11 protein-coding genes and 1 tRNA gene are annotated in these 13670 nt (G+C 64.8%); 8 read left to right on the forward strand and 4 right to left on the reverse strand.

Annotated features, from left to right (window positions below; translation table 11 throughout):
- Positions 1-162 precede the first annotated feature (162 nt).
- From aceE to BH95_RS02245, 6 genes are all read left to right on the forward strand, one after another.
- Positions 163-2931 (forward strand): pyruvate dehydrogenase (acetyl-transferring), homodimeric type, encoded by a 2769-nt coding sequence (gene aceE, locus BH95_RS02220; RefSeq protein WP_230594158.1) that lies wholly within the window; start codon positions 163-165, stop codon positions 2929-2931.
- A gap of 167 nt (positions 2932-3098) precedes the next feature.
- Entirely contained in the window at positions 3099-4385 is a 1287-nt protein-coding gene (locus tag BH95_RS02225) for a PucR family transcriptional regulator (RefSeq protein ID WP_371828068.1), read from the forward strand.
- Positions 4386-4513: 128 nt separating this feature from the next.
- Positions 4514-5422: an ACP S-malonyltransferase gene (locus BH95_RS02230; RefSeq protein WP_020111582.1), complete on the forward strand. Its 909-nt coding sequence runs from the start codon at positions 4514-4516 to the stop codon at positions 5420-5422.
- Between the two features lie 144 nt (positions 5423-5566).
- Complete coding sequence (gene acpM, locus BH95_RS02235) at positions 5567-5869, forward strand: meromycolate extension acyl carrier protein AcpM (RefSeq protein WP_019667431.1); 303 nt, start codon at positions 5567-5569, stop codon at positions 5867-5869.
- An 8-nt stretch (positions 5870-5877) separates the two neighbouring features.
- Complete coding sequence (locus BH95_RS02240) at positions 5878-7128, forward strand: KasA/KasB family beta-ketoacyl-ACP synthase (RefSeq protein WP_026348190.1); 1251 nt, start codon at positions 5878-5880, stop codon at positions 7126-7128.
- A 102-nt stretch (positions 7129-7230) separates the two neighbouring features.
- On the forward strand, positions 7231-8664 hold the full coding sequence (locus tag BH95_RS02245) for an acyl-CoA carboxylase subunit beta (protein ID WP_020111583.1): 1434 nt from the start codon (positions 7231-7233) through the stop codon (positions 8662-8664).
- 71 nt (positions 8665-8735) lie between these two features.
- Here the strand turns inward: BH95_RS02245 and BH95_RS02250 are convergent, their stop codons facing one another.
- The 4 genes from BH95_RS02250 to BH95_RS02265 all read right to left on the reverse strand — a co-directional run bounded on the left by BH95_RS02250 (position 8736) and on the right by BH95_RS02265 (position 11134).
- On the reverse strand, positions 8736-9164 hold the full coding sequence (locus BH95_RS02250) for a cold-shock protein (protein WP_019667434.1): 429 nt from the start codon (positions 9162-9164) through the stop codon (positions 8736-8738).
- 106 nt (positions 9165-9270) lie between these two features.
- Entirely contained in the window at positions 9271-9783 is a 513-nt protein-coding gene (locus BH95_RS02255; RefSeq protein WP_019667435.1) for a DUF3145 domain-containing protein, read from the reverse strand.
- 141 nt (positions 9784-9924) lie between these two features.
- The gene (locus BH95_RS02260; RefSeq protein WP_019667436.1) at positions 9925-10737 is read right to left on the reverse strand and encodes a serine hydrolase domain-containing protein; all 813 of its coding nucleotides are present in this window, start codon (positions 10735-10737) and stop codon (positions 9925-9927) included.
- Positions 10738-10780: 43 nt separating this feature from the next.
- Entirely contained in the window at positions 10781-11134 is a 354-nt protein-coding gene (locus BH95_RS02265) for a hemophore-related protein (RefSeq protein WP_019667437.1), read from the reverse strand.
- 232 nt (positions 11135-11366) lie between these two features.
- Here BH95_RS02265 and BH95_RS02270 point away from each other — a divergent pair, with 232 nt between their 5' ends.
- Both BH95_RS02270 and BH95_RS02275 read left to right on the forward strand, forming a co-directional pair.
- Positions 11367-13502 (forward strand): molybdopterin-dependent oxidoreductase, encoded by a 2136-nt coding sequence (locus BH95_RS02270; RefSeq protein WP_037180836.1) that lies wholly within the window; start codon positions 11367-11369, stop codon positions 13500-13502.
- 38 nt (positions 13503-13540) lie between these two features.
- Positions 13541-13614: transfer RNA gene (locus tag BH95_RS02275), tRNA-Ile, on the forward strand.
- The last annotated feature ends 56 nt before the right edge of the window (positions 13615-13670 follow it).

Below are 13670 nucleotides of genomic sequence, written 5' to 3' on the forward strand. Positions count from 1 at the left end.
GAGTCACCGAGAAACCGAGAAGTAGCTCGCCGTCACAGAGCGCGAGTTGCATGGACCGGCCGCCGCACCGAGCGACCGCCACATGGAGGAGTACACACGTTGTCCGAGTTGAACCAGGACGATCGGCAGAGCACACAATCTGCAGGCAAGACGAACGGGCCCATCGGCTCGGAGGGTCGGGTACGCGTCATCCGTGAGGGTGTCGCCTCGTATCTGCCCGACATCGACAACGACGAGACCAACGAATGGATCGAATCGTTCGACGGCCTCCTCGAGCGGTCGGGTCCGAACCGCGCGCGCTACCTGATGCTGCGTCTGCTCGAGCGCGCAGGAGAACGACGTGTTGCGCTGCCGTCCCTGACTTCGACCGATTACGTGAACACCATCCCGACCGAGAACGAGCCGTGGTTCCCCGGTGACGAAGAGGTCGAGCGCCGCTATCGCGCGTGGATCCGCTGGAACGCCGCGATCATGGTGCACCGCGCTCAGCGGCCAGGAGTCGGCGTCGGCGGACACATCTCGACCTACGCGTCCTCGGCCGCTCTGTACGAGGTCGGCTTCAACCACTTCTTCCGCGGCAAGGACCACCCGGGCGGCGGCGACCACATCTTCATCCAGGGCCACGCCTCCCCCGGCATCTACGCCCGCGCGTTCCTCGAGGGTCGTATCCCGGCCGAGCGGATGGACGGATTCCGTCAGGAGGCCAGCCACGAGACGCAGGGTGGCGGACTGCCGTCCTACCCGCATCCGCGTTTGATGCAGGATTTCTGGGAGTTCCCGACGGTGTCGATGGGCCTCGGTCCGATGAACGCCATCTACCAGGCGCGTTTCAATCACTACCTGAACGACCGCGGCATCAAGGACACCTCGGACCAGCACGTCTGGGCGTTCCTGGGCGACGGCGAGATGGACGAGCCGGAATCGCGCGGCCTCGCACACGTCGCCGCGACCGAGGGCTTGGACAACCTCACGTTCGTGGTCAACTGCAACCTGCAGCGCCTCGACGGCCCGGTCCGCGGTAACGGCAAGATCATCCAGGAACTGGAGTCGTTCTTCCGCGGCGCAGGCTGGAACGTCATCAAGGTCGTCTGGGGCCGCGAGTGGGATGCGCTGTTGCACGCCGATCGCGACGGCGCACTGGTCAACCTGATGAACACGACGCCGGACGGCGACTTCCAGACGTACAAGGCCAACGACGGCGGCTACGTGCGCGACCACTTCTTCGGCCGCGACCCGCGGACCAAGGAGCTCGTCAAGGATCTCTCCGACGGCGACATCTGGAACCTCAAGCGCGGCGGTCACGACTACCGCAAGGTCCACGCTGCGTACGCCGCTGCGATGGCACACAAGGGCCAGCCGACGGTCATCCTGGCGCACACCATCAAGGGCTACACGCTCGGCAAGCACTTCGAGGGTCGTAACGCCACGCACCAGATGAAGAAGCTGACGCTCGACGACCTCAAGACCTTCCGCGATCTGCAGCACATCCCGATCTCCGACGAGGAGCTCGAGAAGGATCCGTACATGCCGCCGTACTACCACCCCGGTGCGGATGCTCCCGAGATCCAGTACATGCTCGATCGTCGCAACAAGCTCGGCGGGTTCGTCCCGGAGCGTCGGGTCAGCCCCAAGCCGCTTCCGCAGCCGGGCGATGCCACCTACAAGACGCTGCTCAAGGGCTCCGGCAAGCAGGAAGTCGCCACCACGATGGCGCTCGTGCGCGTCATGAAGGAGCTGCTGCGCGACAAGGAGATCGGCCACCGGATCGTGCCGATCATCCCGGACGAGGCGCGCACGTTCGGTATGGACTCCTGGTTCCCGTCGCTGAAGATCTACAACCGCAACGGCCAGCTGTACACGTCGGTCGACTCGGAACTGATGCTCGCCTACAAGGAGAGCTCGGTCGGTCAGATCCTGCACGAGGGCATCAACGAGGCCGGCTCGACGTCGTCGTTCACGGCGGTCGGAACGTCCTACGCGACGCACGGCGAGGTCATGATCCCGCTGTACATCTTCTACTCGATGTTCGGCTTCCAGCGGACCGGTGACGGCCTGTGGGCAGCGGCGGACCAGATGGCCCGCGGCTTCGTCCTCGGCGCCACTGCGGGACGTACGACGCTCACCGGTGAGGGTCTGCAGCACGCGGACGGTCACTCGCTGCTGTTGGCGTCGACCAACCCGGCCGCGGTCGCCTACGATCCGGCGTTCTCCTTCGAGATCGCGCACATCGTCAAGGACGGTCTGCGACGGATGTACGGCGGCACCGAAGGTGTGGACGGCTTCGGCGGCGAGAACATCTTCTACTACATCACCCTGTACAACGAGCCGTACGTGCAGCCGGCCGAGCCGGAGAACCTCGACGTCGAGGGCCTCCTCAAGGGCATCTACCGGTTCGAGGCTCCGCAGGACGGCGACGGACCCGAGGCACAGCTCCTCGCGTCGGGCGTCGGTCTCGTGTCGGCCCGCAAGGCTCGTGAGCTTCTGCTCGACGAGTGGGGCGTCCGGTCGGCGGTCTGGTCGGTGACGTCGTGGGGCGAGCTCCGCCGCGACGGTGTCGAAGCCGAGCAGGAAGCACTTCGCAATCCCGGTGCGGACAAGCGCGTCCCGTTCGTGACGACGGCTCTGCAGAACGCTGCCGGACCGGTCGTCGCGGCGTCGGATTGGATGCGGGCCGTTCCGGATCAGATCCGCCAGTGGGTTCCGGGCGACTACGTCACCCTCGGAACCGACGGATTCGGATTCTCGGACACGCGTCCCGCGGCTCGACGGGTGTTCAACGTCGACGCCGAGTCGATCGTCGTCGCGACGTTGTCCGCTCTCGCGGCCTCGGGTGAGATCGACAAGTCCAAGGCTGTCGAGGCCGCGGAGAAGTACAAGATCGACGACGTGACGGCGGCTCCCACGTCGTTCGCGGACACCGGCTCGGCGTAACGACCGACCGGAGACCACCAGTGCGCCCGTCCATTCGTACCGCTTCCCCGCGGACGAGTGGACGGGCGTAGGTTTTTCCTGTGGTCGCAGACAGAACGCCGACCGGCGCCGGTGACACACCGCCCGGAGTCGGCGACAGAACGGCATCCGCCGCCGGGGAGGAATACATCACCGACAACGAGGTGCATCTGCCGGTGACGGCGTTGACGTCGGCCCGCCAGAAGCGCGACCCCCTTCCCGACGCATTGCTGCGGCGCGTCAAGCAGTTCTCGGGGCGGCTCTCCACCGAGGCCGTGACCGCGATGCAGGATCAGCTGCCGTTCTTCGGTGGTCTCGATGCCGCGCAGCGTGCGAGTGTGCAGTTGCTGATCCAGACGGCGGTGGACAACTTCCTGGAGTGGTTGAAGAACCCGCAGAGTGATATCCGCTTCAGCCTGGACGCGTTTCAGGTGATCCCGCAGGATCTGGCCCGACGGTTGACGCTTCGCCAGACGGTGGACATGGTGCGGGTCGCGATGGAGTTCTTCGAGCAGTGGCTTCCTGCGTTGGCTCGAAACGATCAGCAGCTCGTTGCACTGACCGAGGCTGTCCTGCGGTACGGACGCGAGCTCGGTTTCGCTGCGGCGTCGGTGTATGCGAGTGCCGCCGAGTCCCGAGGCGCATGGGACACCCGCCTGGAAGCTCTCGTCGTCGACGCTGTGGTGCGAGGTGACACGGGTTCGGACATGCTCTCGCGTGCCGCAACGCTCAACTGGGACGCGACAGCGCCGGCGACGGTTCTCGTCGGTACACCGCCGGACGATCAGGGGGTGTCGGTCGTCGGCACCGTTCACGCCGTCGCACAGAAGCACGGTCGAGCGGCGCTCGCGGTGGTTCAGGGCACTCGGTTGGTGATGGTGGTCAGTGGGCAGCTCGTGGACGATTCTGCGAGCGCGGCGTTTCTGGCGGACATGTTGGAGAATTTCTCCGACGGCCCGGTCGTCATCGGGCCCACGACGAGGACTCTGGGCGCCGCGCATTCCAGCGCGGTGGAGGCGTTCGCGGGTATGCAGGCCGTTGCGGGGTGGCGCGGTGCGCCCCGTCCGGTGCACGCGGGCGAGCTTCTGCCGGAGCGCGCACTGTTGGGTGACTCGGCTGCGATCAGCGCTCTGAACGACCTGATCGTGCACCCGCTGTCGAGCGCGGGCCCCGGCCTTGCCGACACGTTGGACGCTTACCTCGACAGCGGGGGCGCTGTCGAGACTTGTGCACGTTTGCTGTTTGTTCATCCAAATACGGTGCGGTATCGCTTGAAGAAAATCACAGAGGTCACGGGCCGCGACCCCACGACTCCGAGGGATGCGTACGTGCTTCGAGTTGCGGCAACGGTGGGCAGACTGACTCAAACGCATCACGAACCGCACTATCCAGCCCCACAAATCCCACACGTCACATTCGGGGAAATCGTCACGTAACGCGAATGCGGACCGTGGCGATGTCGCGACTCCGGCCGAGCATTTGTTGGGACCCTACAAATTGGGCGGTAAGAGTTCATCGAGAGCGACATCTCCCAAACGGGTAGTCACGGTGTTCTCTTAACGATGTGATTGCGTTGCTTGCGCCCGGCCAGGGCTCCCAGACACCCGGCATGCTTCTGCCATGGCTCGAACTACCCGGAGCCGCCGACCGCGTGGCCCTGTGGTCCAAGGCGTCCGGACTCGACCTGGCACGGCTCGGTACCACCGCGACGGCCGAGGAAATCACCGACACGTCGGTGACCCAGCCCCTCGTCGTCGCGGCGGCTCTCCTCGCGTTCGAGGAGATCGCCGGCCAGGACCTGCTGCCGCAGGACGCGCTCATCGCCGGACACTCCGTGGGTGAGCTTGCCGCTGCCGCCGTCGCCGGCGTCATCTCCGCCGACGAAGCCGTCACCCTCGCTGCCGTGCGCGGGTCCGAGATGGCCAAGGCGTGCGCTCTGGAGCCGACGGGCATGTCCGCTGTGCTCGGAGGAGACGAGGCCGCTGTGCTCGCTCGGCTGGAGGAGCTGGGACTCGAACCCGCCAACATCAATGCTGCCGGGCAGATCGTTGCAGCCGGGTTGCACAGCGCGCTCGAGGAACTGGCCGCCAACCCGCCGGAGAAGGCACGGGTCCGCTCGCTCCCCGTGGCCGGTGCTTTCCACACTCGCTTCATGGCGCCCGCGCAGGAAGCAGTCGCCGCTGCTGCCGCCGCGATCACCCCGTCCGACCCTGTCCGCACCCTGCTGTCGAATTCCGACGGCAAGGCGGTCACCAACGGTGCGGACGCACTCACCAAACTCGCAGCACAGGTCACCAAGCCTGTGCGGTGGGACCTCTGCACCGCGACGATGCGTGACGCCGCCGTCACGGCTGTGGCAGAGTTGCCGCCGGCCGGAACGCTCGTCGGTATCGCCAAGCGCGAACTGAAGGGCACACCGAACCTGGGCCTCAAGACACCCGAGGACATCGCCAAGCTGGCGGACCTGATCTGACCGCACCCGCGGCCGCCGATGACAGGCAGCCTCGCCGCGCACTCGCTCGATGAACGTACGAGTGCGCACCCATGACTTCGGTATGCCGATTCACGGCGTGCCGACCCGAAAAAGATAGACACCAACAAGAAGGGAGCCACTCAAGTGGCCAGCCAGGAAGACCTCATCGCCGGACTTGCAGAGATCATCGAGGAGGTCACGGGTATCGAGCCCTCCGAGGTGACCATCGACAAGTCCTTCGTGGACGACCTCGACATCGACTCCCTGTCCATGGTCGAGATCGCAGTGCAGACCGAGGACAAGTACGGCGTGAAGATCCCCGACGAGGACCTCGCCGGTCTTCGCACCGTCGGTGACGCAGTGTCGTACATCCAGAAGCTCGAAGCGGAGAACCCGGAAGCCGCAGAGGCAATCAAGGCCAAGCTCGACGACTCCGCGAGCGAGTGAGTCGGACCGTGACCAACCCATCCACCAACAACGGACGCTTCCCGAGTGTCGTCGTCACCAGCCTCGCTGCGACCACGTCCATCGCCGGTGATGTGGACGCAACGTGGAAGGGTCTACTGAACGGCGAGAGCGGAATCGGAGTGCTCGAAGACGATTTCGTCGCCGAGTACGACCTTCCCGTTCGAATCGGCGGACACCTCGCGGTGAACCCGGCGACGCTTCTGAGCCGAGTCGAGTGCCGCAGGCTGAGCTACGTGGAGCAGTTGTCCACGGTTCTCGGTCGCGAGGTGTGGAAGAACGCCGGCAGCCCCGAGGTCGATCCGCTCCGTCTCGGAGTGTCGATCGGCACCGGTCTGGGCGGCGGTGACTCCCTCATCGACGCGAACGACAAGATGAAGTCGGGCGGCTACCGCAAGGTGTCTCCTCTCGCGGTTCAGATGGTCATGCCGAACGGACCCGCAGCGGTCGTCGGCCTGGAGCTGAAGGCACAGGCAGGCGTCATCACGCCTGTGTCGGCATGCTCCTCCGGATCGGAAGCCATCGCGCATGCGTGGCGGATGATCGTCATGGGTGACGCCGACATGGTGGTCACCGGTGGCGTCGAGGGATACATCGACGCGGTGCCGATCGCGAGTTTCTCCATGATGCGAGCGATGAGCACCAACAACGACAACCCCAAGGGCGCGTCGCGACCGTTCGACAAGGATCGCGACGGATTCGTCTTCGGCGAGGCAGGCGCACTCATGGTCATCGAGACCGAGGAGCACGCCAAGGCTCGTGGGGCGACGATTCACGCCCGGCTGCTCGGCGCAGGCATCACTTCGGACGGTTTCCACCTCGTGGCACCCGACCCGGAGGGCAAGGGTGCTGCTCGTGCCATGCAGCGGGCAATCGAGAACGCTGGTCTGCAGAAGTCCGACATCAAGCATGTGAACGCGCACGCAACGGCAACACCTATCGGTGACACCGCCGAAGCGCTCGCGATCAACAAGGCAGTCGGTACCCATGCAGCGGTGTACGCGCCGAAGTCCGCTCTCGGACACTCGATCGGCGCTGTCGGCGCCCTCGAATCGGTGCTGACCGTTCTCTCGGTCCGCGAGGGAATCATTCCTCCCACGCTGAACCTGGATAACCAGGATCCGGAAATCGATCTCGACGTGGTCAAGGGCGAAGCCCGCAGCCTCGAAATCGATTACGCGATCAACAACTCGTTCGGATTCGGTGGGCACAACGTCGCGCTCGCCTTCGGTCGGGCCTGAACCGGCTCGACACCGTCGTAGCACCCGGGCGGGAGCGCACTCTCGCTCCCGTCCGGGGATCGCCCCTTCGATCGTGCGAGGGGCATGTAGAAGGAGAACGCGATGACCATCCTGTCCCCCGCCACTCGCTCAGGTCAGTCCACCGACCCCCGCGATCCCGTTACCCGCCTCGAGAAGCTGTTCGACGCCGGGACGATGACTCCTCTGCACGATCGTGACAAGTCCGGCCTTCTCGCCGCTGCAGGCGACATCGACGGCGTCCACACGATCGCCTATTGCTCCGACGCCACGGTCATGGGTGGCGCCATGGGTGTCGACGGTTGCGCACACATCGTCGACGCCATCGACGTCGCCATCGAACGCCGCGCACCGATCGTCGGAATCTGGCATTCCGGCGGTGCCCGCCTTGCCGAGGGCGTCGAAGCGCTGCACGCCGTCGGCCTCGTATTCGAGGCCATGGTCCGCGCTTCCGGCCTCGTCCCACAGATTTCCGTCGTTCTCGGTTTCGCAGCCGGTGGCGCCGCGTACGGTCCAGCGTTGACCGACGTCGTCATCATGGCTCCCGAGGGACGCGTGTTCGTCACCGGTCCCGACGTGGTTCGCAGCGTCACCGGCGAGCAGGTCGACATGGCGTCGCTCGGCGGCCCGGACACCCACTTCAAGAAGTCGGGCGTGTGCCATATCGTCGCCGACGACGAACTGGATGCGCTGACCCGCGCACGCCGGCTGGTATCGATGTTCAGCGAACAGGGCACCTTCGACATCGCGGCAGCCGAGCACGGTGACACCGATCTTCGCGCACTGCTGCCCGAGTCGAATCGTCGTGCCTACGACGTGCATCCGATCATCGACGAACTTCTGGACAACGTCGAGGGTGAGTCGACCTTCGAAGAATTTCAGGGCGGTTGGGCTCGCAGTATCGTCGTCGGTCTCGGTCGTCTCAGTGGACGTACCGTCGGCGTCATCGCCAACAACCCGATCCGGCTGGGTGGGTGCCTCAACTCCGAGAGCGCCGAGAAGGCAGCGCGTTTCGTTCGCCTGTGCGACGCCTTCGGCATCCCGCTCGTCGTCATCGTCGACGTTCCCGGCTATCTGCCGGGTGTGAGCATGGAATGGGAAGGCGTCGTACGCCGGGGAGCGAAGCTTCTCCACGCCTTCGCCGAAGCGAAGGTCGCTCGGGTGACGCTGGTGACCCGCAAGATCTACGGCGGGGCCTACATCGCCATGAACGCCCGAGCATTGGGTGCGACGGCGGTCTACGCGTGGCCCGGATCTGAGGTCGCGGTCATGGGCGCCAAGGCGGCCGTGGGCATTCTGCACAAGAAGGCGCTGGCCGCTGCACCCGACACCGAGCGTGATGCGCTGCACGACCGTTTGACGGTAGAACACGAGGCGATTGCCGGCGGTGTCGATCGAGCGGTGGCCATCGGTGTCGTGGACGAGGTCATCGATCCGGCGAAGACGCGCTCCATCGTCGCGAAGGCGTTGTCCTCGGCACCGGCACTTCGCGGAAATCACAAGAACATTCCGCTCTGATCAGGGGCGAACAGCACTGTGCCCCGGCGACTTCGGTCGCCGGGGCACAGACGTTCGTTCCACCGACTCGTTCAGCCCTCGAGCCACTTGTGCGACTGCGCGATTCGCATGACGACCTGCCGGACGTCGAGGATCTGTTCGGCAGTCAGTCCGCGGTTCGCACGCAACAGACCTTCGGTCAGTTCGGCCGAGAACTCCTGCAGCGACAGAACGTCGCACACGACGTCGTCGTACTCCGTCGTTTCCGCATTGGGGACGACCGCAGGAACCGCTGCACGAGTTACCGGCTTCGGCGAATCGATGATCTGAACCTGGGCGGCCTTGAGACCGCGGTCGCCTTCCTCGACGACGTACTCGACGCGCACGCCGGGCGCCAGCAGCCGCTTGTCGAAATCCAGATCGTTGACGTGGATGAACACATCCTCGCCGCCCTCGTCCGGAGCAACGAATCCGTAACCCTTGAATTCGTCGAATCGGATGACCTTACCGGTCGACAACATCCCAACCACCCTGTCTCACTACTCAGCCACACATACCAACCCACATGCCCACCTCGGACACGGTCGTCACGTTACCGGACGTGCGACGGCCGGTGCGGTGAGTCGGTCAGCCGGCGTTACGGCTCAGCCAGGTCACTTCGGCGCCTGCGCCGCCCGTTCGATAGGGCTCGAGGGCCTCGTCCCAGCTGCTGCCGAGGGCGTGTTCGATTTCGGCAGCGAGGTTGCCGGAATTGCCGTCGATCATCGACTTGAGCCTCATCTCGCCGAGGATGACGTCGCCGTTGGCGCTCGTCGTCCCACGCCACAGACCCAGGCCGGGAACGTGGGCGAATCGCTCACCGTCGACGCCGTCGCTCGGGTCCTCGGTCACCTCGAAGCGCAGCATCTGCCACGCACGGAGAATCCCTGCGAGTGAGGCGGCGGTACCGACCGGGCCGACCCAGTTGCTCGTCGCGCGCAGTTGTCCGTCCGAGGACGGCTGCGCGGACCACTTCAGGTTGGCCCTGCAGTTCAGGGCGTCGGACAGTGCCCATTCCACGTGCGGGCACAACGCGGCAGGCGACGAGTGGATGTACACAACACCCGACGTCGCATCCGCGAATTGGTTGGACTCGCGCATTAGAAACACCTCCAGCTTCGACGAGGGACGTCTTCCCCAACGACCTCGATCTGCTGCGATGTGTCTCGTACACGCGTGTGCATGTACCAGTGTGCCCCGAGTTACCCCTGTTGCGCCAGTGCACCGGCGTGTCGCGATGGACTAGCGGGGGTTGTTGTGCAGAATCTCGTCGGACAACTCCGGCCAGAGCGGCTTGGCCCACTCCCCGAACGCAAGGTCGGTGAGTACCACCGTTGCCAGACCTGCATCCGGGTCCACCCACAGGAACGTTCCGGACTGACCGAAGTGTCCGAACGTTCGCGGCGAGTTCGCAGCCCCGGTCCAGTGTGGAGTTTTGCCGTCCCGAAGCTCGAATCCGAGCCCCCAGTCGTTGGGCTTCTGGTTGCCGTATCCGGGCAGGATTCCCGGCAGCCCGTCGAACTGGATGGACGTTGCAGCCTGGAGAGTCTCCGCGGACACCAGCGTCGGCGTGAGGAGTTCGGAGGCGAAGACCTCCAGGTCCTGCACCGTTGACCGTGCGCCGTGTCCGGCCGATCCCGGGAGCGTCGAGTCGGTCATCCCGAGCGGTTGAAAGACGGCCTCGTCGAGGTAGTCCGTGAACGCGATCGACGTTTCAGCAGCAATGGTGTCCGCGAGGACCTCGAATCCCGCGCTGGAGTAGATCCGCTTCGTTCCCGGATCTGCCTGCACCTTCTGCTCGGCGAACGCCAGACCCGAGGTGTGCGCGAGCAGATGGCGAACCGTCGAGCCAGTGGGTCCGGCGGGCAGGTCGAGCGAAATGGCTTCTTCTTCGAGGGCGACCAACGCCGCGTACGCCACCAGGAGTTTCGTCACCGACGCCAACTCGTAGATCCGGTTCTGGTCGCCGTAGTGTTCTCGCGTCCCGGCCGTCGACACCACCGTCGCCGACGCATTGTCCACGGGCCATCCTGCGATCAAATCCAGACTGTGCACGTGGGCAACTCTAGTGTGCCCCCGGCTGGTCCCGAATTCGCTGTCAGTACTGCGTGCAGGTGTCGAACACAGTACGAACGAATCCGGAGCCCGGCCCGCCGAAGAAGGCGTTGACGCGATCGACCACGGCCGGCTGCGAAGACAGGAAGATCTGACGCTGCCACGGCGGCGCGGCAAGGAACGCGGCGAAGGACGACGAGAGGGGCGACGATGCGAGGGCCGCGCCTTCCTCCGGGCTCACTGCGTACGTCGCGGCGACGATCTGAGAGAACGAGCACGGCGAGTTGACGATGGTGTCGGAGGGGGCAGCACTGGCCACCGAACCGAACACCAGCGATCCTGCGGCGACGGCGCCCAGGACTGCTGTACCTCTGATCGTTGCTGTGCGAAAGTCCATGAAGATCCCCAGACGTGTAGTGCATGTGGTGGTCGACAGATCCGCCGACAGGGCAAACGATACCGCCCGGCCGGGTATCGCGTTCGGGTTAAGCTCGGCCGGGCGAGAGTGGAGCCAGCAGAAACGACCTGACAGAGGCGAGAGTGGAGCCTGCAGAAACGACCTGACAGAGGCGAGAGTGGAGCCTGCAGGCTGAGTGTTCTGGGCGTGACCGGGACGATGGGAGAACGAGATGACGGTCGAGTTCGGGACGTGCAATCTGTGCGAGGCGATGTGCGGTCTCGAGTTCACGGTCGAGGACAACGCCGTCACCTCGATTCGCGGTGACAAGAAGGACCCGTTGTCTCGGGGTCATATCTGCCCGAAGGCATTGTCGCTGATCGACCTGCATGCCGATCCCGACCGGTTGATCAAGCCGGTACGCCGCACCGATTCGGGGTGGCAGGAAATCGAATGGGACGAGGCCTACCGCATCGTCGTCGACGGTCTGGTGTCCACGCGCCGGGATCACGGTGCCAACGCGGTCGGGATCTACCAGGGCAATCCGAACGTGCACAGTCTCGGCGCGATGACCCACGGTATTCCGTTCACGTCGATGCTGCGGACCCGAAACAGGTACTCGGCGACGTCGCTGGATCAGCTCCCCCACCAGTTGGTCAATCACCTCATGTACGGGCATCAACTCGTACTCCCCATCCCGGACATCGACCGGACGGATTTCTTTCTGGTTCTCGGGGGCAATCCGATGGCGTCGAACGGTTCGATGATGACCGTTCCGGATTTTGCGCAGCGTGTTCGAGATCTGAAAGCCCGCGGGGGGACACTCGTCGTGGTCGATCCGCGTCGAACCGAAACTGCTGACGTCGCCGACGAGCATCATTTCGTACGTCCCGGCACCGACGCGTTGTTGCTGCTCGCACTTGTCAACGTCGTTCTCGAGGCAGGCGCGACCCGCGTTGCCGACTATGTCGACGGGGTGTCCGAGATCGCTTCTCTCGTGCGAGATTTCACACCGGAAGCCGTCGCTCCCGTCGTCGGCATGGCGGCCGAGGCCATCACCGATCTGGCAACCCGGTTCGCCGGCGCCGAGTCCGCCGTCGCATACGGGCGGATGGGCGTGTCCACGCAGAAGTTCGGGACCGTGTGTCAGTGGGCAATTCAGGTCCTCAACATTCTCACCGGCAATCTGGACCGCGTGGGCGGGGCGCTTCTGACGGACCCCGCAATCGATCTGGTGGAGCGAAAGATCGTGGGCCGCGGCCACTTCGACAAGTGGCGCTCACGGGTGCGTGACCTGCCCGAGTTCGCCGGTGAGTTCCCCAGTTCCACACTTGTCGACGAGATGACGACTCCCGGAGACGGCCGCATCCGTGCGATGGCGGTGTTCTCCGGCAACCCGGTGCTGTCGATGCCCGGTGGCGACACACTCGACCAGGCCTTCGCCGATTTGGACTTCATGGTGTCGTTCGATTTCTACATCAACGAGACCTCGCGTCACGCCGACGTGATCCTTCCTCCGACGATGTCGTTGGAACGCGATCACTACGATCTGATCTTCTCCACCTTCGCGGTACGCAATACCGCCAAGTTCATGCCCGCGGTGTTGCCGAAGAAACCGGGTGCGAAGGCGGACTGGGAGATCTTCCGCGACCTGGGCATCCGGTATCAAGCGGCGCTGGCGCAGTCTCCGGTGGACCGCGTTCGACGACGCCTGTCACCGAAATCGGTTGTGGCCGAGGCACGTCTACGCCTCTCGCCGCGTCGAACGGTGGATGCACTGCTACGCAGCGGAAGGAAGGGACTGTCGGTCCGGGCTCTGTCCAAGTCCCCTCACGGCACCGATCTCGGCCCGTTGAGGCCCGGGCTTCCGGCCAAACTGCGTACCCGCGACAAGCGCATTCACCTGGTTCAGGATGTCGTAGTGGGCGATCTGCCTGCCGTGCACGACATGCTGACGACGGCGTCCGTGCCCGCGGACGGTCAGTTGCTCATGATCGGGCGACGACACCTGCGCAGCAACAATTCCTGGATGCACAACACCGCTCGACTGACGAAGGGCAAGCCACGGCACCAGCTGCTCGCCCATCCCGACGACCTGCGCGCACGCGGGATCGGCGACGGGGCGCTGGTGACGGTCACGTCCGCAGCAGGCTCGGTCAGCATCGAAGTGCTCGCATCGGATCGTATGATGCCCGGAGTGGTCAGCATGCCCCACGGCTTCGGCCACCAACGCACAGGCGTCGAACTGTCCGTCGCATCGACCGTGAAGGGTCCGAGTGTCAACGACATCACCGATCCTCAGCAGGTCGACGCGGTCTCGGCCAACGCAGTTCTGAACGGTATCCCGGTCACCATCGCAGCTGTGTGATTGTTGTAGCATTCGTAACCGCTCGCCTTGCGCGAGATGGGGCGGTAGCTCAGTCGGTTAGAGCCGTGGACTCATAATCCATTGGTCGCGGGTTCGAGCCCCGCCCGCCCCACGTCTGGTCCACCGCGCACCGACACGCCTCGGTAAAACCATATGGTTTCGTGTCAA

Origin of the sequence: Rhodococcoides fascians A44A, from assembly GCF_000760735.1 — a bacterium.
GTDB lineage: Bacteria > Actinomycetota > Actinomycetes > Mycobacteriales > Mycobacteriaceae > Rhodococcoides > Rhodococcoides fascians_E.

Excerpts from the sequence above, each read along its gene's own strand:
- BH95_RS02245 (WP_020111583.1), top strand. The coding sequence starts at position 7,231 with ATGACCATCCTGTCCCCCGCCACTCGCTCAGGTCAGTCCACCGACCCC.
- BH95_RS02265 (WP_019667437.1), bottom strand. The coding sequence starts at position 11,134 with ATGGACTTTCGCACAGCAACGATCAGAGGTACAGCAGTCCTGGGCGCC.
- BH95_RS02250 (WP_019667434.1), bottom strand. The coding sequence starts at position 9,164 with ATGTTGTCGACCGGTAAGGTCATCCGATTCGACGAATTCAAGGGTTAC.
- BH95_RS02255 (WP_019667435.1), bottom strand. The coding sequence starts at position 9,783 with ATGCGCGAGTCCAACCAATTCGCGGATGCGACGTCGGGTGTTGTGTAC.
- BH95_RS02270 (WP_037180836.1), top strand. The coding sequence starts at position 11,367 with ATGACGGTCGAGTTCGGGACGTGCAATCTGTGCGAGGCGATGTGCGGT.